19 protein-coding genes and 5 pseudogenes are annotated in these 22773 nt (G+C 58.6%); 10 read left to right on the forward strand and 14 right to left on the reverse strand.

Features of this window, described 5'->3' with window-relative positions:
- Positions 1–27: 27 nt before the first annotated feature.
- From C8024_RS04630 to C8024_RS04645, 4 genes are all read right to left on the reverse strand, one after another.
- Positions 28–513: a GNAT family N-acetyltransferase gene (locus tag C8024_RS04630; protein WP_173203167.1), complete on the reverse strand. Its 486-nt coding sequence runs from the start codon at positions 511–513 to the stop codon at positions 28–30.
- Positions 513–1868: a GntP family permease gene (locus C8024_RS04635; RefSeq protein WP_173203169.1), complete on the reverse strand. Its 1356-nt coding sequence runs from the start codon at positions 1866–1868 to the stop codon at positions 513–515. The genes C8024_RS04630 and C8024_RS04635 overlap by 1 nt, the downstream gene beginning before the upstream one ends.
- Before the next feature lie 97 nt (positions 1869–1965).
- Complete coding sequence (locus C8024_RS04640; protein WP_173203171.1) at positions 1966–3126, reverse strand: indoleamine 2,3-dioxygenase; 1161 nt, start codon at positions 3124–3126, stop codon at positions 1966–1968.
- Positions 3123–3311 carry a hypothetical protein gene (locus C8024_RS04645; protein WP_173203172.1) on the reverse strand — a complete coding sequence of 63 codons (189 nt, stop codon included), beginning with the start codon at positions 3309–3311 and terminating at the stop codon, positions 3123–3125. Before C8024_RS04645 ends, C8024_RS04640 begins: the two co-directional genes overlap by 4 nt.
- 33 nt (positions 3312–3344) lie before the next feature.
- Here C8024_RS04645 and C8024_RS04650 point away from each other — a divergent pair, with 33 nt between their 5' ends.
- The 3 genes from C8024_RS04650 to C8024_RS22910 all read left to right on the forward strand — a co-directional run bounded on the left by C8024_RS04650 (position 3345) and on the right by C8024_RS22910 (position 5110).
- Positions 3345–3635 (forward strand): YMGG-like glycine zipper-containing protein, encoded by a 291-nt coding sequence (locus C8024_RS04650; RefSeq protein ID WP_173203174.1) that lies wholly within the window; start codon positions 3345–3347, stop codon positions 3633–3635.
- Between the two features lie 69 nt (positions 3636–3704).
- The gene (locus C8024_RS04655; RefSeq protein WP_367947150.1) at positions 3705–4670 is read left to right on the forward strand and encodes an MATE family efflux transporter; all 966 of its coding nucleotides are present in this window, start codon (positions 3705–3707) and stop codon (positions 4668–4670) included.
- 50 nt (positions 4671–4720) lie between these two features.
- Positions 4721–5110 (forward strand): MATE family efflux transporter, encoded by a 390-nt coding sequence (locus C8024_RS22910; RefSeq protein WP_367947151.1) that lies wholly within the window; start codon positions 4721–4723, stop codon positions 5108–5110.
- Positions 5111–5120: 10 nt separating this feature from the next.
- On the opposite strand, the gene C8024_RS04660 is transcribed toward C8024_RS22910, so the two are convergent.
- Positions 5121–5624, reverse strand: coding sequence for a hypothetical protein (locus C8024_RS04660; protein WP_173203176.1), 504 nt, complete (start codon positions 5622–5624; stop codon positions 5121–5123).
- An 828-nt stretch (positions 5625–6452) separates the two neighbouring features.
- Between C8024_RS04660 and C8024_RS04665 the strand changes: the two genes are divergently transcribed.
- A complete protein-coding gene (locus C8024_RS04665) occupies positions 6453–7133 on the forward strand; it encodes an OmpW family protein (RefSeq protein ID WP_173203178.1) in 681 nt (226 codons plus the stop codon).
- Between the two features lie 80 nt (positions 7134–7213).
- Here the strand turns inward: C8024_RS04665 and C8024_RS04670 are convergent.
- Together C8024_RS04670 and C8024_RS04675 are read right to left on the reverse strand one after the other, a co-directional pair.
- Positions 7214–7662, reverse strand: a pseudogene (locus C8024_RS04670) (vgr related protein).
- A gap of 9 nt (positions 7663–7671) precedes the next feature.
- A complete protein-coding gene (locus C8024_RS04675) occupies positions 7672–8124 on the reverse strand; it encodes a copper chaperone PCu(A)C (RefSeq protein WP_100094304.1) in 453 nt (150 codons plus the stop codon).
- Between the two features lie 193 nt (positions 8125–8317).
- On the opposite strand from C8024_RS04675, the pseudogene dnaK reads away from it, so the two are divergent.
- Both dnaK and dnaJ read left to right on the forward strand, forming a co-directional pair.
- A pseudogene (dnaK, locus tag C8024_RS04680) lies at positions 8318–10260 on the forward strand (molecular chaperone DnaK).
- Between the two features lie 105 nt (positions 10261–10365).
- Positions 10366–11519 (forward strand): annotated as a pseudogene (gene dnaJ / locus C8024_RS04685) (molecular chaperone DnaJ).
- Positions 11520–11645: 126 nt separating this feature from the next.
- Here dnaJ and C8024_RS04690 read toward each other — a convergent pair.
- The gene (locus C8024_RS04690) at positions 11646–11981 is read right to left on the reverse strand and encodes a hypothetical protein (RefSeq protein ID WP_173203180.1); all 336 of its coding nucleotides are present in this window, start codon (positions 11979–11981) and stop codon (positions 11646–11648) included.
- Between the two features lie 346 nt (positions 11982–12327).
- Between C8024_RS04690 and C8024_RS04695 the strand changes: the two genes are divergently transcribed.
- Positions 12328–13044 (forward strand): helix-turn-helix transcriptional regulator, encoded by a 717-nt coding sequence (locus C8024_RS04695; RefSeq protein ID WP_173203182.1) that lies wholly within the window; start codon positions 12328–12330, stop codon positions 13042–13044.
- A 353-nt stretch (positions 13045–13397) separates the two neighbouring features.
- Here C8024_RS04695 and C8024_RS04700 read toward each other — a convergent pair whose 3' ends face one another.
- The 4 genes and pseudogenes from C8024_RS04700 to C8024_RS20935 all read right to left on the reverse strand — a co-directional run bounded on the left by C8024_RS04700 (position 13398) and on the right by C8024_RS20935 (position 17526).
- Entirely contained in the window at positions 13398–13793 is a 396-nt protein-coding gene (locus tag C8024_RS04700; RefSeq protein WP_173203184.1) for a nuclear transport factor 2 family protein, read from the reverse strand.
- Between the two features lie 37 nt (positions 13794–13830).
- Positions 13831–15326, reverse strand: a pseudogene (locus C8024_RS22915) (TonB-dependent receptor).
- Positions 15230–16240, reverse strand: coding sequence for a TonB-dependent receptor plug domain-containing protein (locus C8024_RS22920; RefSeq protein WP_173203187.1), 1011 nt, complete (start codon positions 16238–16240; stop codon positions 15230–15232). The pseudogene C8024_RS22915 and the gene C8024_RS22920 overlap by 97 nt, the downstream one beginning before the upstream one ends.
- 57 nt (positions 16241–16297) lie before the next feature.
- Positions 16298–17526 (reverse strand): annotated as a pseudogene (locus C8024_RS20935) (cytochrome P450).
- Positions 17527–17830: 304 nt separating this feature from the next.
- Here C8024_RS20935 and C8024_RS04725 point away from each other — a divergent pair.
- A complete protein-coding gene (locus C8024_RS04725) occupies positions 17831–18349 on the forward strand; it encodes a MarR family winged helix-turn-helix transcriptional regulator (RefSeq protein ID WP_164089164.1) in 519 nt (172 codons plus the stop codon).
- Positions 18350–18446: 97 nt separating this feature from the next.
- Here the strand turns inward: C8024_RS04725 and C8024_RS04730 are convergent, their stop codons facing one another.
- On the reverse strand, positions 18447–18617 hold the full coding sequence (locus C8024_RS04730; RefSeq protein WP_173203189.1) for a hypothetical protein: 171 nt from the start codon (positions 18615–18617) through the stop codon (positions 18447–18449).
- 34 nt (positions 18618–18651) lie between these two features.
- Between C8024_RS04730 and C8024_RS04735 the strand changes: the two genes are divergently transcribed.
- Both C8024_RS04735 and C8024_RS04740 read left to right on the forward strand, forming a co-directional pair.
- On the forward strand, positions 18652–19257 hold the full coding sequence (locus C8024_RS04735) for a DUF6445 family protein (RefSeq protein ID WP_173203191.1): 606 nt from the start codon (positions 18652–18654) through the stop codon (positions 19255–19257).
- A 137-nt stretch (positions 19258–19394) separates the two neighbouring features.
- Positions 19395–20342, forward strand: a complete 948-nt coding sequence (locus C8024_RS04740) for an MBL fold metallo-hydrolase (RefSeq protein WP_173203193.1) — start codon at positions 19395–19397, stop codon at positions 20340–20342.
- On the opposite strand, the gene C8024_RS04745 is transcribed toward C8024_RS04740, so the two are convergent.
- Positions 20343–22694: a patatin-like protein gene (locus tag C8024_RS04745; protein WP_173203195.1), complete on the reverse strand. Its 2352-nt coding sequence runs from the start codon at positions 22692–22694 to the stop codon at positions 20343–20345. It lies immediately after the preceding gene.
- Positions 22695–22773: the final 79 nt, after the last annotated feature.

Genomic DNA, 22773 nt, shown 5'->3' on the forward strand with positions numbered 1-22773 from the left:
GGCCCCAGCCTTCGCTGGGGTGACGGATCAAAGCTCAAGAACCATCTGCACATTGCACCGCGCATAAGGCGTGGGCCACCGATGATCAGCAGACAAATGTTGAAAGCCGCGCCGTTCGTAAAGACGGATTGCGGCTTTCAGTTCTGCATTGGTCTCGAGCCAGATGGCGTCCGCCCCCATAGCCGTCCCTTCCGCAATCAGCGCGTCCAGCACCGCCCGGCCAATGCCCTGACCACGCATATCTTTTTGCGCCGCCATTTTGATGACTTCCAGCCATTGACGGCCATCCTGCGGGTCATGATGCGGGGGTAGGATCGCTCCCGTGCCGACTACCATATCGTCGACAAGGGCAACGATGATCTGCCCGCCCTTGCCGAGAATAGATGCTTCCAATTCTTCCAATTGTTGACGGTCGCTGTCCTCGAGAACAAAATATTCCTCGATCCAGTCGCGGTTGAGATCAATGAAGGCCTGACGGTCTTCCTGGCGGTAGCGACGGGTTGTTACGGGCATCAGAATATCCCGAACAATATCACCGCCATGATCGTCCCGATCACCGGTATCACAACAGTCAGCGCGCCTACCGCGCCATAAGCATCCTTATGCGTTTCTCCGCAAACCGCGCGGATCGTGGTCACGACATAGCCATTATGCGGCAGGCTATCGAGCGCGCCGGAGGAAATGGCGACCACACGGTGCAGCTCGTCCGGCTGCGCACCGACATCCATATAATGCGGCGCAATCAGGGGCAGGGCGATCGACTGGCCGCCCGATGCGGAGCCGGTGAGGCCGGCGATCACGGTAACGGCAATGGCCGCGCCGATCAGCGGGCTGCCCGGAATATTCTGCACCAATATAAGCGCTTCCTGAAAGGCCGGTGACAGCTTGGCAACGGAGCCAAATCCAACCACGGCGCAGGTATTGGTGATCGCGACAACCGCGCTGGTCGCGCCGCGGGAAAAGGCTTCCGGCATGGATTTCAGCTTCTGGTAACCGACGATCAGGGCGACGACCGCGCCCGATCCCAGCGCCGCCACCAGTGCCCATTTGTCGAGCGATTCCTGCGGCAGGATCGCCGACAGCGGGCCCATGTCCTGCGGATATTGGAAGATCAGAAAGATCGCGAGAACCGCGACCAGCGGCAGGATGCAGAGCAGAGGCGCAGGCAGATTGCTATAGTCGCTGTTCTGGTCATCCGTTTCGCGGCCGACAAAATGCTCGCCCTTCGCGACGGCACGCTTGACCATATGGTTGAGCCAATATTGCCCGGTAACCGCCATGAACAGCGCGATCACCAGACTGACCTGCCAGCCGGCATAAGCGGTGGTGCCGAGATATTCCATCGGGATCAGATTCTGGATTTCCGGGCTGCCGGCGCTGGTCATGGTGAAGGTGACCGACCCGAAGGCCAGCGCTGCCGGGATGAACCGCCGCGGCAAATCCGCTTCGCGAAACAGATGCACAGCGAGCGAATAGACGCTGAACGACACAATGAACACGCTGACCCCGCCATAGGTGAGGATGGCGCACGCAGCGACCACGGCCAGCACCGCATGTTTGATCCCGATCTTCTCGATCACCCAATGGGCGACGCTGGCGGCCGCGCCGCTGGCCCCCATGATCTCGCCGAATATCGCGCCGAGCAGGAACATGAAGAACCAGCTTTTGAAGAAGCCGACGAAGCCGTCCATATAGGCTGTGGCAAAATCCGGGGCGCCTGCTGCGGCGAGAGGCGGCAACCACGCAATCCCGCTGGTTAGAGCGACAACCGCCGCCGCGACCGGTCCGGCAATCAGGATATTCACCCCGCGCACCGTCATCCAGATGAGCAGCGCCAGTCCGCCGATTAGACCGATTGTCGATAGCATATTGTCCCCCGAAACTTGACCGCTGCCTCATGGCAGAGGGTAAGCTCCGGGTGCAACTGCTAAAACCACCATCTTTAGTGGACGGGCGCCGCCCTTATCAGATCACCTGCGCTCGGTTCTCGTCGCGGTGTTTCTTCAGATATTTCATAAACGGCGTGCCACCTGTGCCGACCTCTGTATCATTGCCTTTGCCGTTTGACGCCTGCTTGTTGATATAGCTTGCGGCATATTCCAGATGGCGTGTGCGGAACCGCGCAACCTGCTCGACGCTGGCGTTGAAAGCCTTTCTGAGCGCCGCATCGCCGCTGGCGATGGCAAAATCCCGTAACCGGCTCTGTTCGCGCAAGTCCTCGATAAAACGCCGGTGCTGGATAGGCCGATAGGCGTGCAGTTCGTCGAGAAAACTGCGCAGAGGGTCATTGCCATGCTGCACCTGGAACAAGGCGTCCATGCTGGGTACGATTGAGCTTTGCGACCCGGTCTGGCCGCAAAACGACTGGCCCTTGCCCTGATTTTTCTCGACCCCTTCATAGATCAGGCCGTCGGGCAGCGCCGGATTGTTCGCCCAGCCGTGGATATAGGGCCGCACCCGCTGATAATAGATATAGGGATCGCAGCGGTCCGGCATCCGGTCGAAGATCGCGTTCACCGCGTCCCAATGGCTGTCCATTTCCTCAAGCAATGCCGTTGTTCTGGCAGTGTCTTTCGCATGGGCGGCTTCGACCAGATCGCAGGCGAGGCCGAGAAGCGGAGCAGCCGCCGCCTCGATCGCCACATGGATCAGAACGAACCAGTTTTCGTCCGCTCCGCCGTAGAAATTCTGCACCATATAGACATTGTCGAGCGTGATCGGGCCTTGCCGGTCCAGCCGCGCCCAATTGTCGAGCACATAGCCGCTATAGGGCAGCAACGGCGCCTGATCGAGCCGGTCGGCCAGCGCCACCATCGGACGGGCGAGATTGGCGGGCAGGGCGGTCGGTGCCTCGCTCTCTCCCCAGACATAGGCCTGCACGAGGAAAGAATAGCGGACCATCGCCACGCGGACCTGTTCTTCGGGTGCATTGGCGGCCCAGTCGGAAAGATCAAGGGCCGGCAATTGTTCCAGCCAGTATCGCACGCGGCCGGTGGTCATCAGGCCGGAGAGATTTTCTGCCGCCTTGATGATCGGGGCAAAAATATCGGGCAGGTCAATATCGACAATTTCGAAATGCGAGAGAAATCCGCGGGAAGCGGACATATCATAATCGGGCAATTTCATAAGGTCACCATTGGCGCAAGCGCGGGTTGGGCCGCTTGCTCAATGAGCGGGATGGTATCAAATGCAATCAAATGGGGCAAATCGATTTTCGCCGCTGCCGGGAGACGCAACCGGTCGCATGTGGAAAGCGTTCTGGCCTGCAAATTTCCCCCGTTCAGGAACCATTGCCGGGCCAGCGTGTTCATTGGCTGACCGAACAATTTTCGAGGAGTGTCAAAATGATGATATGGGCAAGACAATTGGCGATCGCTGCGACTGCGGCGTTCAGCCTGACCGCATGCGCGCAGAATTATGCGGCCGAAGGAGCCGGAGCCGGTGCCGCAGCGGGCGCCGCGATTGGTGCTCTTACCGGTGGTGACGTGCTGGAAGGCGCTGCTATTGGCGCTGCTGCCGGTGCAGCCGGCGGCTATTTTATCGACAAGGATGATGGCTGCGACGGTTATGACCGCAACGGCCGTCTGGACGACGACTGCTATGGCAAGCGTGGCTATCCGCGGGATCCGAGATAGAATCACCAACTTTTGAGCCGGGGCGCGGTTTCACTGGCCTGCTACCGCGCCTTGGGCTAACGCGCGCCTATGACTGGCGCGTTTCCTGGCCTGCGAGAGCAACACCCCTGGCGGCATGAACTGCGCGTCACGCTGGCGCTTGCCTGGCCGCTGATCCTTTCGAACCTGACCATGGCCCTGATTGGCGCCACCGATGTGCTGATGCTCGGCTGGCTCGGGGCCCGCGAACTGGCTGCGGCAACGCTCGGCTTCAACCTCGCGATGACTGCTGCGATCTTTTGCATGGGTCTGATCACCGCCTCGGCGCCGATGATGGCGACCGAAATCGGCCGTATGCAGCACAGCGTCCGCGATGTGCGCCGGACCTTCCGCCAGGCCCTGTGGGCCGCAGTCGCGGTGCTCATTCCCTTCTGGATCCTGCTCTGGAACACCGAAAGCCTGCTGCTTCTGTTCGGCCAGCAGCCTGATCTTGCCGCCATCGCCGGCACCTATATCAGCGCCTATATGTGGTCGATCCTGCCATTTCTCTTCTTCATCATATTGCGCAATTTCATTTCAGCGCTGGAGCAGCCGGTCTGGGCGCTTGTCATCAGCGTTGTCGGTGTATTGTCCAATGCCCTGTTCAACTATGCCCTGATTTTCGGCAAGTTCGGGCTTCCCGAATTCGGCGTCGTCGGTGCCGGGATCGGCAGCGTGCTGACCAATATGTTGATGTTCGGCGGCATGGTGCTGGTCGTCTTGCTGCACAAGCGTTTCCGCCGCTATCACCTGTTCGGCCGTTTCTGGCGCAGCGACTGGCCGCGCTTTCGCGCGATGTGGAAGCTCGGTCTGCCAATCGCCATCACCATGGGGCTGGAAGGCTCGGTCTTCGGCGTCGCCGCGCTGCTGATGGGGCTGATCAGCGCAGAATCCGTCGCCGCCCACGCCATCGCTCTGCAACTCGCCGGCTTGACCTTCATGGTCCCCATGGGGCTGGGGCAGGCCGCGACGGTGCGTGTCGGGATCCAATATGGCCGGAAAACCGTGCCGGGGTAACGCGCGCGGGCTGGGTCAGTTTTGTCCTCGGCACTTCCTTCATGGCGGCTATGGCCCTGATATTCGTTCTGGCCCCCGATTTCCTGATCTCGATATTCATCGACGTGAGCGCTCCGGGCAATGCCGAGGTTGCGGCGCTTGCCGTGAGCTTCCTGGCGATTGCCGCGATTTTCCAGATCGTCGACGGTGCCCAGGTCGTCGGAGCGGGCATGCTGCGTGGCCTGCACGACACGACGATGCCGATGCTGTTCGCCCTGATGGGCTACTGGTTCATCGGCATCGGTCTCGGTGCCGGCCTGGCCTTCTGGCAGGGCTGGCAGGGGGTCGGCATCTGGACCGGTCTCGCCGGCGGACTGAGCGTGGTCGCGCTACTGATGCTGGCCCGCTGGATAATGCGCGAAAGACTGGGATTGCTGCCGTTCCTCAATGTGAAGGAATAAGCGGTCGGACCTAGCTGGCAGGAGCCGTGGACTCCGGTGTTTCCGCAGCCTGCAGGATCAATTCTCCCAGTCTCTCCTCCAAAGGCGCGATCGTTGTCGTATCCGCCTTTGCTGCTCGCAAGATTTCGATGCTGGTCGACAGGCTGTTGATCTTCGCCTGCAGCTGATAATTCTCGTTCATCATCGTGAAGCGCTCCTGATTGGCAGAAGCTGTCATGAGCGATTGCAGCCCGGTGCCGAACGAGCAGGCCTGATGATATTCGTTCACCGTGCGTATCATCTCGTCCACATTATATTCGTAGATGCTTTTGGCCCTGTTCCCGGACATTTTTCCCAGAATTTCGGCTCTCTTCACGTCGATCGCATTGGTTATTGCCGTCGTCAGCTGGTTTTTCCAGATATTGGCGTTGAGATGGTCGCGGCTACTGCTGGTAAAGGCAGCGCCTCCCGACAGGATCGACTTCGCCAGATCGCCCGTGACGATCGACGATATCGTGGAAAGTCCGGTGGTCATGATGCCCAGGCCGGCGTTGGTGGTCGCCTCATTGGCAAAATTCGGCCTTTCTCTATCGTGCAGATATCCTGGGAACGTTTGATGAGCACATCCTCCAGGCGGTTTCTGTAATAGGTATGGACGTCCTTCGCTTGCACCGTCGTAGCCGCGACAGGAGCGGCTGGTACAGCCACCTTCGGGGGCTTGGCAGGAGGCGGGGCCGGTTTTGCCACCGGCTTGGGGGCAGGCGCATACAGGCCGTTGCTCTGGAACATGACAGGCATTTTTTAGGCAATATATAGCCCGCCGCGACCTGATATGCCGGCTCCTTATCCATCGGGAATTTGAAACAGGAGAGGTTTATCGCGCCTTTCCAGCTCGTGGTATCGCCATAGACAAGTCCGCACGCGTCTTTCCATGTTCCGTCATCGTCCCGGTCATAGGAAGCAACCATATTGGGATTGATTCGCGCCTTGCTACCCAGTGTTTCGCCTACTGTGGTGCATCCGGTGATACTTAACGAAACAAGCAAAATAACTAAAGAATTGCTGCGATTTTTCACTCTCATTATTTGATTCCCCCTATAGCCAGTAATAGCGTCCCGTCCGGAACCTATCATATTTTCCGATGATACCGAATTTCTTCTTTCGAGTACGCGCGCGAGTAGTAGCCGGTAGCGCTGGCTCAGTCAGGAAAGCAAAGGAGAGCCGGAGTCATGCTGCCCGCGCTGTTCCAGCGAAATCAGGTCGGAACAGAGTGCTCCTTTCCGCATCAGGACAATTGCGTATGTCGGCCGTTTTTCCGCCCCGTTAATGGCCTCGGTCAGAAACCAGACAGGAACGGAATGACATGAAAAATATACTGAAACGGGCGGTGGCCACCGCGGTACTTGCCTTCGGCCTGAGCGGAACGGCAATGGCCGGATCAAGCGACGGCAAAATCCAGATCAAGGCCTTGGCCACGCTGGTTGCCCCGGACGGGAAGATAACCTCGGTCGAACTGGACGATATCGGGCTGCCCGCCGGCACGCAGACCGAGGCCGATGACAATTTCGTTCCGACGATCGCCGCCGAATATTTCTTCACGCCCAATATTTCATTGGAAACCATCTGCTGCGTCACCCAGCATGATGTGACCGGGACCGGACCTGTCGATGGCGCGGGACTGGTGTCGAACGCCAATATAATCCCGGCGACGCTGACCGCGAAATATCATTTCGGCGACGGTAGCGGGTTCAAGCCCTATGTCGGCGCCGGTCCGACCTATTTCATCTTCATTGATGAAAAAGCCGGCGACACCGCCAAGGCGCTGGGCGCAACGCGTCAGAAGATGAATGACAAGATCGGTTTTGCCCTGCAGGCCGGCTTTGATCTGCCGCTCAACGACAGGGGGCTGGGCCTCAGCGTCGATGCCAAACGCTATTTCGTCAATACAACGGCGCGCTGGTATGCCGGCGACACCGAAGTTCTGAGGACCCGCCACCGGATTGACCCGTGGGTGATCAGCGCCGGCCTGGCCTATCGTTTCTGAATGTCGGTCAGGTCAATCGGGACGGGGATGGCCGGGAAGCTCTGCTTTCCGGCCATCTGCATTATCAGGTGCATGATGGGCTAAAAGGGCAGCAGCCCCTGATAATCGGCCAGGCGATAGCCGTTTTTCAAACGCGCTCCAGACTTGAGCAGAAAAAGTGGCTGACGATTTCAGCCTGCTGCTCGATGCCATAGTCAGCGAAGGGCTTGCCTGGCCGCAGTTCATAATCATAGCGGCAGAACGGATGTCGCGCCAAGGGCAGGAATACGCCCTGCTGATGTTGCCAGACATGCACCATTTCGTGAATGAACAAGGCCTGGATATTCTGCGATGACCCGCAGAAATCATCGCAGAACAGATTGCTTTTCGGATGAAACCAGAGATTGCCGTCCGGTGCCATCGTTACCCTTGGGTTCTGGAACAGCCACCATTTGCGGTTGAAGACCCTTACCCTGTCATAGTTGATCGCTTGTCCGAACACCGACAGGCACAAATTGACTTCGGATCGGGTCAGCGCACGGCCTGTCACCGCGACGACTTATTCTTCGGTCACCGGAGCGGGATCACCGACTTTCCTGACCACGGCATCGATCTCGATGCGGTCATCGTTGGAGTAGATCAGGGTCATGGTCAGCAGGCCGCGCTTTTTCGAGCCTTCACCCACGCCCCAGATCATCAGATGCTTGCCGCCGGGTTCCAGCTTGACTGTTTTGCCCGCCGGGACGGGAATGGATGTGAGCTTTTCCATGCTCATCATGCCATTTTCCTCGGTCGTTTCGTGCATCTCCAGGCGCAGCACATCATCGGAGGTCACGCCGACCAGTTCCACATCGACACGACCTCCGTGCAGATCCATATAGCCAGCTGACGGATTGCCTTCCACAGGGGACAGGTTGACCACCGCCTTGTCGGCGTAAAGAATATCTCCCTGGCCGCAGGAAGCGAGTAATAATGATGCGGATGCTGCGAGCATGATAGAGAGCTTGTTCATTGTGACACCTCGTTAAACCGTTGTAATTCTGTCCCGATATGGGTGTTTTCCGTTGATTTTTCAAATGTAGGAGGACTCATGTCTTGTGCCAAGGAAAATGCCACCTATATCGCTTGACGAAGCCGTACGCGGTGCCACTTGAACAGGGCCGGGCGGCAATTTTGCTAATGTTAGAAAATTGATTGAGGGATTTATGGGTAAAGTTATCGGAATTGATCTGGGCACCACCAACAGCTGTGTTGCCGTTATGGACGGCGGCAAGCCGAAGGTTATCGAAAATTCGGAAGGCGCGCGGACCACACCGTCCGTCGTTGCATTCACCAAGGATGGCGAGCGCCTGATCGGCCAGCCGGCAAAGCGTCAGGCTGTCACCAATCCGGAAAGCACGATCTTTGCGGTGAAGCGCCTGATCGGCCGCCGGTTCGATGATCCGATGACGAAGAAAGACATGGAACTGGTCCCTTACGAAATCGTCAAGGGCAGCAACGGTGACGCATGGGTGAAAGCGGGCGGCGAAGATTACAGCCCGTCGCAGATTTCTGCCTACACGCTGCAGAAGATGAAAGAGACAGCTGAAGGCTATCTCGGTGAAACGGTGACCCAGGCGGTCATTACCGTTCCGGCCTATTTCAACGACGCCCAGCGTCAGGCAACCAAGGATGCCGGCAAGATCGCTGGCCTTGAAGTGCTGCGTATCATCAACGAGCCAACCGCTGCGGCGCTGGCTTATGGCCTCGACAAGAATGACGGCAAGACCATTGCTGTGTATGACTTGGGTGGCGGTACGTTCGATATTTCGATCCTCGAAATCGGCGATGGTGTTTTCGAAGTGAAATCGACGAACGGCGACACGTTCCTCGGCGGTGAAGATTTTGACGCCAAGCTGGTCGAGTTTCTCGCCGCTGACTTCAAGAAAGCCGAAAGCATTGACCTGACCAAGGACAAGCTCGCGCTGCAGCGCCTCAAGGAAGCTGCCGAAAAAGCGAAGATCGAGCTTTCCAGCGCGCAGACGACCGAAGTCAACCTGCCGTTCATCACCGCGGACCAGAACGGACCGAAGCATCTGGTCAAGTCGATCAGCCGCTCCGATCTCGAAAAGCTGGTTGGCGATCTGGTCAAGCGCACGCTTGAACCATGCAAGAAGGCTCTGAAAGATGCCGGCGTCGAAGCCAGCGAGATCGACGATGTCGTGATGGTTGGTGGTATGACCCGCATGCCGCTGGTGCGCGAAACCGTGCAGAAATTCTTTGGCAAGGAACCCCATGTCGGCGTCAACCCGGATGAAGTTGTCGCCATGGGCGCGGCCATTCAGGCTGGCGTTCTGCAGGGCGACGTCAAAGACGTCCTTCTGCTCGACGTGACGCCTCTGTCGCTGGGTATCGAAACCCTCGGCGGTGTCTTTACCCGCATGATCGACCGCAACACGACGATCCCGACGAAAAATCGCAGGTCTACTCGACCGCTGATGACAATCAGCAGGCCGTGACGATCCGCGTGTTCCAGGGCGAGCGTGAAATGGCGGCGGACAACAAGATGCTCGGCCAGTTTGACCTGGTCGGCATTCCGCCAGCACCGCGCGGTGTGCCGCAGATCGACGTGACTTTCGACATCGATGCCAACGGCATCGTCAACGTGTCTGCGAAAGACAAGGGCACGGGCAAGGAACAGCAGATCAAGATCCAGGCTTCCGGTGGTCTGAGCGATAGCGATATCGACCAGATGGTTCAGGATGCCGAGAAATTTGCGGAAGAAGACAAGAAACGGCGTGCCGAGGCGGAAGCCAAGAATAATGCCGAAAGCCTTGTCCACACCACAGAAAAGCAGCTCGAAGAGCATGGCGACAAGATCGATGCCGATCTGAAGGGCCAGATCGAAGCGGCGCTGAAGGAAACCAAGGAAGCCATCGAAGGTGGCGATCCGGACGCGATGACGGCCAAGTCCGAAGCATTGGCACAGGTTTCCATGCAAATGGGTCAGAAAATCTATGAAGCCGAGCAGGCTGCTGGCGGCGACGCCGGTGATGCTGCTGCCGCAGATGCGGCGGCCAAGGCCGATGATGATGTGGTCGATGCCGAATTCTCGGAAGTCGACGACTCTGACGACGACAAGAAAGATGACGCCAAGGCGGCTGAGTAAAGACCGGGACGTCGTTCCCGTGCAAGATGGAACCGCCGGATCTAGGTCCGGCGGTTTCGGCTTGCCGGGGGGCGACGGTCCTTCCGCTTTGGGGGAAGCATGAGTATGGCATCCGAAATCGATTATTATCAGCAGCTAAACGTTTCGCGTGATTGCGATGGCGCGACGCTTAAGTCATCCTATCGCAAGCTGGCGATGCAATGGCATCCCGACAAGAATCCCGGCGACGCGGCAGCGGAAGCCAAGTTCAAGTCGATCAGCGAAGCTTATGATGTTCTGAAAGATCCGCAAAAGCGGGCGGCCTATGACCGGTACGGGCATGAAGCCTTTACCAACGGCGGCGGCAATAATGCCGGCGGTGGCGGCGGCTTTGGCGGAGCGGCCTTCAACGATATCGGCGATATTTTCGAGACGATTTTCGGTGGCGGTGGCGGCGGCGGTTTCGGCGGCCAGCAACAGCAGCGGGGCCCGGCGCGCGGCGCCGACTTGCGCTATGATATGGAAATCACGCTGGAAGACGCCTATCATGGCAAGCATACCGAAATAGAGATTGATGTCTCGGTAAGCTGCGACGAATGCGACGGTTCCGGAGCGGAGCCGGGTACCGGCGTCCAGCGGTGCGGAACCTGTCACGGTCACGGCAAGGTCCGGGCCCAGCAGGGATTTTTTGTCGTCGAACGGACCTGCGCCAGTTGCCAGGGGCGCGGCGAGGTTATCGAAAGTCCGTGTCACGTCTGCTATGGCGAGGGCAGGGTCGACAAGCCGCAGACGCTCGAAGTGGATATTCCCGCCGGTGTCGATACCGGCACGCGAATCCGGCTCTCGGGCAAGGGTGAAGCGGGCGCCGGGGCGCGCCTCCGGGTGATCTCTATATTTTCATCCATTTGATCCGGCACAATATTTTCGAGCGGGAAGGCACGACCCTGTTCACCCGCGCGCCGATCAGCTTCACGCTGGCGGCTTTGGGCGGCGAAATCACCATTCCCGGCCTCGACGGCGAAAAACATGCCATCCGGATCCCGGCCGGTATCCAGAGCGGCAAGCAGATCCACCAGCGCGGAGCCGGAATGCCGGTGCTGCGCGGGCGTGGCCATGGCGATATGGTTGTCCAGATCGAAGTCGAGACGCCGACCAGATTGTCCAAGCAACAGCGGCAGATATTGCGCGAGTTCCAGGCGACCGAAACCGGCGACGAAACGCCGAATTCAACCGGATTTTTCGGCAAATTGAAAGATGCCTGGGAAGATTTGACCGAATAGCGGTGGCCGGAGGCGCGGCTCCGGGCGGCCGACCATGCGCGCGTTCAGTGAGCCGGTCGGGAAATCGTCCCGGCCAGGCTTCCGCCCCCATCATTGGCGAAATGCTTCGCCCGAACGGGACGCCGCCTATATCGCGGGTATTGTGGAGAAAATCTTGCGGGTCTGCTCGACGATGATTCCCGCATTTTCAAATCCGCGCCGGGTAAGCGACAGATTATCGCGCGCGAGATCGAAACAATCTTCTTCTTTCAGGTCATAGGCGCAGACGATGTCGTCATTCACCAGCGCTGTCAGATAGCGCAAAACCGACGTGCGGCTCATCTCGAGCTGCTTGGCGATCGCGCTGGAATCTATGGGAAGATCGTTGATCTCGTGGCTGTATAACAACAATATTATATCCCAGAACTTGTTGGTGAAATATTGTTCGTTGAACAAGGCGCTACGATTTTTTCTAGCCAGCACTATTGCCGCAATATCGATTTTCACGTTGTTACAATTAGTCGGAAAAATCCGCTCGATTTCAGAAAGCATGTTTTGTGTTCTTTTTCATTAAATATGGCATTTGAATATCTTCTTACCGGTTCTTCATCATCCACGCACGTCACGTTGCTGCGTGACGCATCTAAAAGGCGCCTGAAAGCCAGTAGTTCCGGGGCTTTTGCGAGATTTCCGGAGCTATGGCTTTTTTGTCCTATTCAATCATGACGCAGCATTTATACATGCGGGGCCGAATTGTTTTTCCGGACCCGTCGTCCGGTCTGGTGGCCATCTCTGGAAATCAATCCGGCTGGAAATATGTGGTAAGCCTATGGTTTATAATTACAGCCCGCTCAGGGAGGGATTTTCCGTCTCCTCGCAACTGAATGAATTGTCTCATCAGTTGATGGCCAAAGGCGTGAAGGCCTTGTCCTATCACATCACTCCGCCATTTTACTCGCAGGTGTCGAAACGCGCATCCGTATATCATTTCGGTTATCCCGAAGAGATCGTCTCCACTTATCTGGACCCGGCGTTCATGGAAACCGATCCTATCCCGGATCATGTCATGGCCATTGGTCACGCGATGACCTGGCAGCAGGCCGTCGCCGACCAGAAGCTCAATGACAAGCATCAGGGGTTTCTGAAGAGAGCGAGGGAACTGGGATTCAAGGACGGCATTTCCGCGCCACTGTTCGGGCCAAACAGCAGGAATTCCTATTTCTCGATGAATTTCGGCCGGCACATGACGGTGGATGACGAGGCAATCATCGCGCCGCTGGTCGGTATCGCCCAATCCTGCCATCGGCGGATATGTGCCATCATCAACCAGAGCGGCGAGGACGAACCGCCGCTGTCCGAACGGGAAAGCCAGGTATTATACTGGATATCCCGTGGCAAATCCAATTCGGACATGGCGATTATCCTGGATATCTCGCAGGCGACGGTGGACTCCTATATCCGGCGCCTGTTCAAGAAGCTGCAGGTCAACGACCGCATATCCGCCGTGATCGTCGGACTGAGCAATTCCCTGATCAAATTGATGTAATCACCGGCTGCGACCGCTTGTATCCGGGAGCGGGTCTCCGGAGGCCGACGATGCGGGAGCCGCGTCCATCCGGGACGGGGGCGCCCGAGGGCTTTGCATGTTGTGAGGGGGAGTAAGCGGGTCAGGAAGGGACCAGCCAACCTGACCCGCTGAATTGATGTACACTGGCCGGCATCTTCACCGCTCTAGATTGGCCTGGGTGGGAAATGGGCCAACCGATTGGGAATATTCAGCTCAATCATCAATCTGACCTAAGAACGGCGAGAGCCAGGGAGGATTAACCCCAGGCACCAAAATTAATTGCCGGGCCGCAATCCGGAGCGGGCCTCCGTCGTCTTGCAGCCCGGTTCTCGTCAGGAGGAAAAAGCGGTTGCCGCTTCCACAGTATTCATGAAATCGCGGAACAGCAGCCATTTTTCGTCTGCCACGGTGATGACGTGGACGAAGTCGGACTCGATATCCCTGCCGGTGGACCGGGCGGTCAGGCGCAAATGGCCGGTGACGACAACCTTGTCGCCCTCGCAGATAAATTCTTCCGGATCGAACTGGTGGATGTCGACGGAGGACAGCACCGTTTCGAAAAAGCCGCGCGCCTCGTCGAGCCCGTCATAATTGCCGGCATAGGGAATGACCTCGGGGCCGTAAAATTCGATCCGGACATCGGGGTGCAGCCATTTGACGATGCCGTCGACATCGGCCGCGCCAAAGGCGGCGAAGACATTCTTGGTTACATCAATCGGGACGATCATAGAAATTCTCCACTGGATAAGGGGATGTCGGTGCGGCTCAGAAGTTGAACCGCAGGTCGACGCCATAGGTGCGCGGGGCACCGAGTGGCCCGACAAATTCCGCGCCATAAAAGCCGCCGGTCAGGATCTGGTTGGTGAAATAGGTCTTGCCCGTCAGATTGTCTCCGAACAGCCGGATGCCCCATTTGTCGTCCGCACTGGTGAAGCCCAGGCTGGCGCGGAGCAGGCCATAGCTGTCCTGCGATGCCGCATCGATATTGAAGACGGTGAAGTAGATCTTGCTCTGCCAGTGATATTCGGCGCGCGCGGTGACGGTGCCGCTGTCGCCCACCGGCTGCTCGATCTGGCCGGCAAGGCTGAACTTCCAGCGCGGCGCACGCGGCAACCGCAGGCCGTCGAGATCGGTCTGCAACGAACCGGCCGGCTGCGATAGCGGGGCCGGCCGCAGGCTTTCGGTCAGCGTGCCTTCGGTAAACTGCGCATCGACATAGGTCAGCGCGCCTTCCAGCCGGAAGAAATCGGTCGGGCGGGCCACGGTCTCGACTTCGAAACCGCGCACGCGGGCCTTGCCGACATTGCGGATCAGCGGCTGGTTACCGACGCTGTCCTGCGCCTGCAAATTGGTGTAGTCATACCAGAATGCCGAGGTATTGAGCATCAGCGCCCGGTCGAGCAATTCGGTTCGCGCGCCGATTTCATAGGACCAGATTTTTCCGGCTCGAACGGATCACGCTGGCTGCTGCCGATATTATAGCCGCCGCTTTTGAAGCCGCGCTGGATCGACGCATAAAGCAGCACATCATCATTCGGCTTGAAGTCGATACCCAGCTTGGGGGTGAAGGCGCGGAAGGTCGATGGTCCGTTAACCGGGCCGATGTTGAAGCCGAATGGATCGGGTTGCAGCGTGTCCGGATCTTCCGACACCGCGTTCGGGAACAGGGCCACATTGGGGCCGACGCGAATATCGGGGAGCATCACGAGATCGAAATTCTGCCGGCCGTTACGCGTCTCCTCGCTGTAGCGCCCGCCGAGCCGGACGGTGAGCTGGTCCGAGACATTCCATTGCGTGTCGAGATAGGCCGCCCAAGCCTTGGTGTCCTGCTCTCCGCTCAGATGCAATTCGCAGCACAGGTCGGAATCCGGGAAAACAATGGGGAAGGTCGGGATGACCCCGGCGTTCTGCAGATCGGTCAGTCCCTGGATGAGAATGGGCTCCCAGAAATTGCCGAATATGTCATTGTCGATCACATTGGATTCTTCGAAATAATAGGCACCCGCGATCCACGAGAAAGGCTCGTCGACGGGCGAGCTGAGTTGCACTTCACCGCTCCATTGCCAGTGATCCTCTTCGCGTCCGACATAATTGACATAAGCATCCGACAGATCGAACTCGTTCTGGGAAGTTGGGTTGGTGTCCCGGTAGCTGCCGATGACCTTCAGATTATAGTCGGCGATATCCCAGTCCAGCGTCGCGCCGAGACCCCAGTTTTCGACCTTATTGAAATAGTCTGTATCGGCAAAATATCCCGGGATCCGGCTTCGGAGACACGGCCCGCATTTTTCATCGCGAAATAGGCCAGGGTCTGCGCGCCTTCCCGGCTGTTGTACCAGTCCGGTATCTCGTCGCCATAGCCCGCGCTGGCGTAGAAATAGGCGTTGGCCTTGTCGTTTGCGCGATAATAGTCGCCGTTCACGGTCAGGGTCGCGTCGGGGGAGAGGTCCGCCTCTACCGTCAGCCGGATCGCATAATCTTCCTTGTCCTCGACCCGTTCGGTGCTGTCGTCGGGCCGGGTGACCGTCGTATAGCCACCGCGATCTTCCCATTGAAACGCAAGACGGGCGCGGACGCTGTCGCCCAGCGGCCCGCTCAGGGCGCCGGCCAGACGGAAGCGGTCATAATTTCCGGCCGTCAGCTGGAGATTGCCTTCAAGGACGTCGGTCGGCCGGTTGGTGACAATATTGACGGCCCCGCCGGTGGCGTTGCGACCGTAAAGCGTGCCCTGCGGACCGCGCAGAACCTCGATACGTTCGATATCGAAAAATTGCGGGCCGATGGCGGCGGGCCGGCTGATATAGACGCCGTCGACATAGGTCGCAGTCGAACTGTCGGTACCGGCGATGATCGACGGTGTCCCGATACCCCGGATGAAGATCGACGTATCCCCCTGATAGGTCGAAATCTGGACGCCGGGCGCGATCGCGCCGACTTGTTCGATGGAAGTGATCGACCGGTTTTCCAGTTCATTGCCCCCGAAAGCCGTAATCGACAAGGGCACATCCTGAAGCGACTGGTCGCGGCGATTGGCGGTCACGATAATAACATCACCACCTCCGTCCTGCGCTTCATCGCTCGCATCCTGCTGGGCGTAAAGCGGCGTTGATACGGTCGTCATGGCGAGCAGGCTGGCTGTTGCGAGCACCGCTTTCCTGTTGTTTCGAATGTTCATATTTTCCTCCCTCATGCGGTGTTTCTGTTCACCTTTGTTTTTGAAAATTCTGTGCCTCTATTCCCGTGCGCGAAATATTACCGGGTTGCTGTGCAGGCCGTGGTTGAGCAGGCTTACATCCTGCCAGACCGCTTCGCCCGCGCGTTCGACCTGCCTGTAACGTTCTCTCAGCATCCGTGCGGTGGACTCTGCTTCAAGCTGCGCCAGTGGCGCGCCGAGGCAGCGATGGATGCCGTAGCCGAAGCTCATATGGCGATTGGCATTCTTGCGGTTCAGCCGGAACTCATAGGGCTCCGGAAAAGCCTCGGGGTCATAATTGGCGGCACCGAAAAACAGGCGACCCAGTCGCCGCGCTTGATGTCGGCCTTGCCTATGGTGATGTCGCGGGTGGCGACCCGGAAAAGGCGCTGTGGCGGGCCGTGAAAACGCAGGGTCTCCTTGTAGATCGCGTCGAACTGGGACGCTTCCTTGACGAAGCCCTGCCAGATCTCGTCGAAGTCGGCGAATACGGCGATCAGATTGCCGAGGTAGAAAGAGGTCGTCTCTGCCCCGGCCACGGTGGCCGTCATGCAGAAACGGACGATTTCGTCGAAGGACAAGCGGTCGCCGTCCACCTCGGTGCGAATGAAGGCGTTGAGCAGGGGGCCAGGCGTCTCCTCGCCTTTCGCAATCCGGTCCATATGGTCCCGGACATGCTGCGCGAAAAAGGCCATGGCTTCTTCATTATAGGCCTGCCGTTCCTGCGGGCTGATGTCGGCCGACAGCATGAAGGCGGTCGCCCAGTTGCGCACATCCCTGTCCATTTCGTCCGGCATGCCGAACAGAAAGGCCATCACTCTGCTCGGCAGCATGGCACAATAGTCGCTCATAACGTCCACGGGCTGATCGGTGACGAAGAAATCATCCATGCTTTTGCTGACCAGCGCGTCTACTGCCGGTGCCAGCGATTTGATCGATGCAGGCTGGAAAACCTTGCTGGCAATCTTGCGCAACCGCGTATGTTCCGGCCGGTCGTGATTGACCAGCATCAGGGAAGGCGCGGAAGATTCCTCCTGCAAGCTGTCGCGCGAGGAAAAGCTGTCATGGTCCCATGCAACGGCGGCGACATCATCGAAGTTCAGCACCACCCAGGACGGTTTGGGTTCGTCCACTCCGGGCATCGTGCCGGGAGGAAAATCGCGATAACCGAAGAGCGGCGATTGGTCGCGCAGCAGATCATAATATGGATAGGGATTCCGGATCACCTCCGGACGGCTCAACTGGTCGACGCCAAATGCGGTTTTCATCTATCCTCAATCCCTGAAATTTATTATGTCTATAGGACATAGTGTCCGTGCGACATAATATGAATCGGAAAAGGATTTTGTCAACCGGTCTCAGGGTTGCGGGGTGGGTTTAAGGGTAAAATACTGATATATAACAAGGAATATCAGATTATTGCCTTGGTGTCCGGTATGTCGATCAATCGCCGGGCAGGTGCAATATTGCCAATAATGCTGGAAGATTAGACTTTGGCTGGATATTGGTTCATCCCTCTACTTGATTCGTCATCAGGAAAACCTGACGAATATCCCAACGATGGAGCATCGAGTGAAGCAGCAGTCTGATTTCGGCATAGACTATCCGATCAAGCGGGAAACTGCCCCGAAAAACTTTCTCAAGCTATTCTACCCGTTTCACTATTCGGTCGGCATGGCCGTCGAAAAACATCTGAGCGGGCCGGACCTGACCCGTCACCAGACCGTGATCCTGTGGATCATCCATTCCAAGGGCGAGGGCGGACACACCATCCATCGCAAGACCATCGAGCGACTGATCGGCGAGTGGTACGAACTGGGGAGTCCGGCTATTTCAAAGGTCCTGCGCGCAATGGCGGACAAGGATCTCAATCTGATTTCGATCAAGGAAAGCAAAGCATCGGCCCGGGAAAAGATCATTCGCCTGACGAAAAAGGGACAGGCAACCGTGAATGAAATGATCAACCGGACAGAGGCTTTCATCGGGTTGATCTCGGACGAACTGACCGATGACGAGATCGCCATTGGAATGGAATTCATGAGCCGGGTCGGCGCTATCGTGGAAAGCGGGCTGGCCGGCCGGAAACCCTGATTTCGATAGGTCTGGCCCTCGTAGCGGCCGGCATGGCGCGCGATAAAATGATGTCCTACAGCAGGGCGATCATGATAGGGTGCATTATGTCTGAACGTCAGCCTTGCCGATATTTTCCTTCGTTTGCCAACAGGTTGGTCGGGTTTTTGATGCGCGTGCCAAAGTGTTTTTCCTTTTCTTTGACACTGTAAACTTTGTAAAGTTCATCAGACTGGCCCCGCCCAATATGAACAGTGGTGGCCGATCCATATTCGCGGGTGCGCCGCAATGATTGTCCTTCGAACCTACCGGAGCTTTTTCTGATGCTGCCTTCGCTGATTGTGCTGGACGATTTCATCGCCGATCCGCTGGCGGCGCGCGATGCTGCATTGGCGCTCGACTATGATCCTGAAAACAAGCAGGGCAATTATCCCGGCCATATCTCGACCAGACCATTGGAAATACAAGGACTCAATGAACGGATTTCCGGGATCATCAATGCGCCGGTCAAGGCCGCTCCCGATACCAGCCATCTGCATTGCCGGGTGACGCTGAAGGGCGACAAGGGCCGCAGCGGCGTGCATATCGACCCAGCTTTCTATTCCGGCATTCTCTATTTGTCGCTGCCCGAACATTGCAAGGGCGGGACCGAGTTTTTCCGCCACAAGCGTACCGGGCTGGAACGGCTGCCGACTGATATGCCGGGGATCATGAAAGCCGGCTATTCCGATATAAATATGCTGATCGAGGATGTGGTGAACAGGGATACCAACCATCCGGCGAAATGGACGAAGGTGATGACCGTGCCGATGCGCTTCAACCGGCTGATCCTGTTCAGCCCGTGGATGTTTCACAATAGCGGCATGGCTTTCGGCAAGACGCCGCAGGACGGGCGGCTGGTCAACCTTATGTTCTTTGCCAAGGGATAGCGACTAGTGCGTATCGATGATAGGTTGCTAGAATAAACCGTCACCCCAGCGAAGGCTGGCGCCCAAACCAATGAAGACGGGGTAACCGATAGCCACCAAAAACCACCGACCCGACGAAAAAACAGGAGACCCTTCCCATGTCACAACCGATATCCAGAACTTTCGCCGCCTTGCTGCTCGCCGCTTCTCCTCTGGCGCTGTTCGCCTGCAGCGAGAGCAATGCGCAGGAAGCGGACCGCTTTGCTTCGGTCGAGATCAAGGCTGAACCTCTGGCGGAAGGGGTTGCGGTGCTGTTCGGCGCCGGCGGCAATATCGGCGTGTCCTACGGGCCCGATGGTACCGTGCTGATCGACGACCAGTTTGCGCCGCTGACGCCGAAGATCCAGGCGGCGATCGCTGATCTTGGCGCGGAGCCGGTGACCTATCTGATCAACACCCACTGGCATGGCGACCATAGCGGAGGGAACGAGAATTTCGGCAAGGCCGGCGCGCTGATCATGGCGCATGACCATGTTCGCGAGCGGATGCTGGGTATCCAGAAGTCGGGCCGCGGCAATGATCCGGCGTCCCCGGTCGAGGCCTTGCCCACCGTCACCTATCATGACGGTCTGAAGCTGCATCTCAACGGCGACGAAGTGCAGGTCATGCACATGAAACACGGCCATACCGACGGCGACAGCGTCATCTTCTGGAAGAAAGCCAATGTGCTGCACATGGGTGATCTGTTCTTCAACGAGGTGAGTCTGCCCTTTATCGACCTCAACAGCGGCGGCAATGTGCGCGGCGTGCTGGCGGCAGCAGAGAAGGTGCTGGCCATGGTTGATGAGGATAGCAAGATCATCCCGGGCCACGGACCGATGGCGACCAAGGCCGACCTGATCGCCTATCGGGACATGCTCAAAACGGTGATCGGCGCGGTCGCAAAGGCGCAGGCCGAGGGTAAGACGCTCGAGCAGGTGCAGGCGATGAAGCCGGCGGCGCAGTGGGATATCAACCCCGATGCCTTCATCAAGGGCGATGCCTTTGTCGAAGCGGTCTACAAGAGTCTGGAACAGCCGCCCCACCAGGAGGACCATGCGCACTAGCTAGTGTGAGGCTGCCTCGATTTCGTCGCGCAAGGCGGCGATCAGCGGTTTGACCCTGGTCAGCCGCGGCTCTTCCTCGTCGACGATCTTGCGGAAGATGGTCTTCTTGAAGTCGAGGATCGTATCTTCAGCGGGGCGTTTGGAGACGGGCAGGGTGGAGAAGATGATGTCGATCATCCGCTCGGCCCCGTGCAAACGGCCCCAGAGATAGTCATTCTCGCGGTAGCTGCGGCTGAAAAAGGCGCCGAAATTGTTGAATTCTATGCCCTTTAGTGTCGCCGCCACGCCGCCCTTGCGGATCGTCTTGGCGTCTTCCGGAGAGATGCGGTCGACCTTGATCGGATCGAATTCGTCCAGCCCTTCACCCTGCAGCAGCGGCAGCGTGGCGATGTCGTAGAAGGGGAAGCCGAGGAAGGCGAGCAGCATCGAGCGCTTCTCCGCCTTCGGGACCACCGCCAGCGCTTCGGCCAGCCTCGCATCGACAATCGCGTCGGCCGAGGTCAGGTCGCGGGCCTTGGCCAGCGCGTCGAGCATGGTTCCGGGATGCTCCTCCGCTTCCTCGGCGAGACTGACGAAATCGTCGCCGAGATAGTCGATCGTCTCGCGCTCGATATAAAGGGAAAGACAGTCATAGATGACATCGTGCATGCCCTCCATCACCTCGGCAGCGGCGGGATCGGCGCGATCGAGATCCTCGGCGAGCTGCCGCGCCATGAAGCGCAGCCGCCGCACCCGGAAGCCGAGATCATGCTGCCGGAAAAACTCGGCCGCCGGCTTGGTCGGTCCGCCGCTCTTCTGCCCGACATTGTCGAGGCCGAGGCGGCGGATCTCGGCCCACAACGCGCTGCGCAGACCGGGGTGATTGTGCCCGTTGGGATCGGATTTGGCGCGCCGGATGGTATGGGCGATATCCTCGATCACCGTCGCCAGCTTGAGATGGCCATAGGCGCTGTAGGAAAAGCCGGAGAGCTTGGCCGCCTTGTCGCGCGACTTGCGGCGCCAGGCGGCCACCCGCGCAGGCGTCGGCCGGTCGAGGAAGAAAGTGCGTCCGAACAGGCTCTCGACATGCTGCTCGACCTCGCCGCGCAGATTCTCGGTGATCAGCCGCATCTGGATGATCCGGTTGGACCGTCCCGCAATGGCATTGAGATTGTCGCGGATCGGCTGCTCGCGGGGGATGTTCGAGATCGCCCCGAAGATCGTCGAGAAGAAACCGGGCAGCGCCTCATTCTCGGCCTCTTGCGCCGCCTGCAGCCGCTGTGTCGCCTTGTCGCTCTTGGCAACGTCGAGGTCCGGGCGCGGGTCGATATAGACGAAACGCCGGTCGACCTCGCGTTTGGCCGGGCGATTCTTCAGCGCCTCGATCGCCTGGGCGAAGGGCGCGTTGGCGAGGACCGAACCGTCGATCAGCACCGTATCCTCCGCCGTGCCGGCGCGAAACTGGTTGGGCAATATCCGCTTGAGAAAGGCGGAACGTCCCTCCCAGACATAATCATGGTCTTCGAGCAGCCCGTCCAGTTCCCGTACCGTGAATGGCGGAAAGGCGCCGGGGAAGCTGGCGGTGGCGCGTCCGGCAAAGGTCAGCGCCGCCGGATCGGCAATCGCATCATCTCTTTTGCCCCGGGTCGAAAAGCCGATGGTGATCCGATGTTCCATCTCGAGCGCTTCGGGCGGGCTGTGCAGTTGCAGCTTCTCCGGATGGCCGACGAAATCGGTAACTGTGACGAACAGGTCGAGCGGCTGGCCCGGCGGCAACAGGCGCGGCCCGCGCTCGGTCGCCCGGACCGCGGCCAGCGCGTCCCAGATCAGGCCGCTGAACACCTTGCCGCCAAAGGGCGGGGCAAACCAGCGCGCGCGGACGAAGCGCGACAGCTTCATCTTGACCTCTTCCTGCGCCTCTTTCGAGACGGTCTGTTCGACCGCGCCGCCCTTGCGGCCCAGCGCCATCCAGGCGATTGGCTCTGCCCAGAATTTGGAGAAGCGCGACAGCGGCCTTGCGTCGGGATCGAGCAGCTTGTCGACATCGGCGGTGTCGAGCCACAAGTCGGTCAGAGGATCGAGCGACTGGCCCGACAGGATGGCTTGCGACAGGAATATCCCGTTGATCCCGCCGGCGCTGGCTCCGGAAATAATGTCCGGCAGAATGCGCAGCCGCGTGCCCGTCTCTTGCTCCAGCCATTCGAGGATGTCATAATAGATTCCGCGGCTGCACTGGTCGATCCGCGCGCCGTCGTGGAAATCCCGGCTGGCCTGCGCCAGCTTCCAGATTTCCTTGGTGATGCCGTGCATATAGATGGCGAGGCTCACGCCGCCATAGCAGATCAAGGCCAGTCTGAGTTCTTTCTGCCGCATGGCCTTTACCTACAGAATGGCGGTGCGGGCGCAACCCGTAATGCACCGCATGGCCTCCGTGGCAAGACGCCGCCGGGGG

It is taken from the genome of Sphingopyxis sp. BSNA05 (assembly GCF_013265645.1).
GTDB lineage: Bacteria > Pseudomonadota > Alphaproteobacteria > Sphingomonadales > Sphingomonadaceae > Parasphingorhabdus.

Excerpts from the sequence above, each read along its gene's own strand:
- C8024_RS04630 (WP_173203167.1), bottom strand. The coding sequence starts at position 513 with ATGCCCGTAACAACCCGTCGCTACCGCCAGGAAGACCGTCAGGCCTTC.
- C8024_RS04635 (WP_173203169.1), bottom strand. The coding sequence starts at position 1,868 with ATGCTATCGACAATCGGTCTAATCGGCGGACTGGCGCTGCTCATCTGG.
- C8024_RS04640 (WP_173203171.1), bottom strand. The coding sequence starts at position 3,126 with ATGAAATTGCCCGATTATGATATGTCCGCTTCCCGCGGATTTCTCTCG.
- C8024_RS04645 (WP_173203172.1), bottom strand. The coding sequence starts at position 3,311 with ATGAACACGCTGGCCCGGCAATGGTTCCTGAACGGGGGAAATTTGCAG.
- C8024_RS04650 (WP_173203174.1), top strand. The coding sequence starts at position 3,345 with ATGATGATATGGGCAAGACAATTGGCGATCGCTGCGACTGCGGCGTTC.
- C8024_RS04655 (WP_367947150.1), top strand. The coding sequence starts at position 3,705 with ATGACTGGCGCGTTTCCTGGCCTGCGAGAGCAACACCCCTGGCGGCAT.
- C8024_RS22910 (WP_367947151.1), top strand. The coding sequence starts at position 4,721 with ATGGCCCTGATATTCGTTCTGGCCCCCGATTTCCTGATCTCGATATTC.
- C8024_RS04660 (WP_173203176.1), bottom strand. The coding sequence starts at position 5,624 with ATGACCACCGGACTTTCCACGATATCGTCGATCGTCACGGGCGATCTG.
- C8024_RS04665 (WP_173203178.1), top strand. The coding sequence starts at position 6,453 with ATGAAAAATATACTGAAACGGGCGGTGGCCACCGCGGTACTTGCCTTC.
- C8024_RS04675 (WP_100094304.1), bottom strand. The coding sequence starts at position 8,124 with ATGAACAAGCTCTCTATCATGCTCGCAGCATCCGCATCATTATTACTC.
- C8024_RS04695 (WP_173203182.1), top strand. The coding sequence starts at position 12,328 with ATGGTTTATAATTACAGCCCGCTCAGGGAGGGATTTTCCGTCTCCTCG.
- C8024_RS04700 (WP_173203184.1), bottom strand. The coding sequence starts at position 13,793 with ATGATCGTCCCGATTGATGTAACCAAGAATGTCTTCGCCGCCTTTGGC.
- C8024_RS22920 (WP_173203187.1), bottom strand. The coding sequence starts at position 16,240 with ATGAACATTCGAAACAACAGGAAAGCGGTGCTCGCAACAGCCAGCCTG.
- C8024_RS04735 (WP_173203191.1), top strand. The coding sequence starts at position 18,652 with ATGCTGCCTTCGCTGATTGTGCTGGACGATTTCATCGCCGATCCGCTG.
- C8024_RS04740 (WP_173203193.1), top strand. The coding sequence starts at position 19,395 with ATGTCACAACCGATATCCAGAACTTTCGCCGCCTTGCTGCTCGCCGCT.
- C8024_RS04745 (WP_173203195.1), bottom strand. The coding sequence starts at position 22,694 with ATGCGGCAGAAAGAACTCAGACTGGCCTTGATCTGCTATGGCGGCGTG.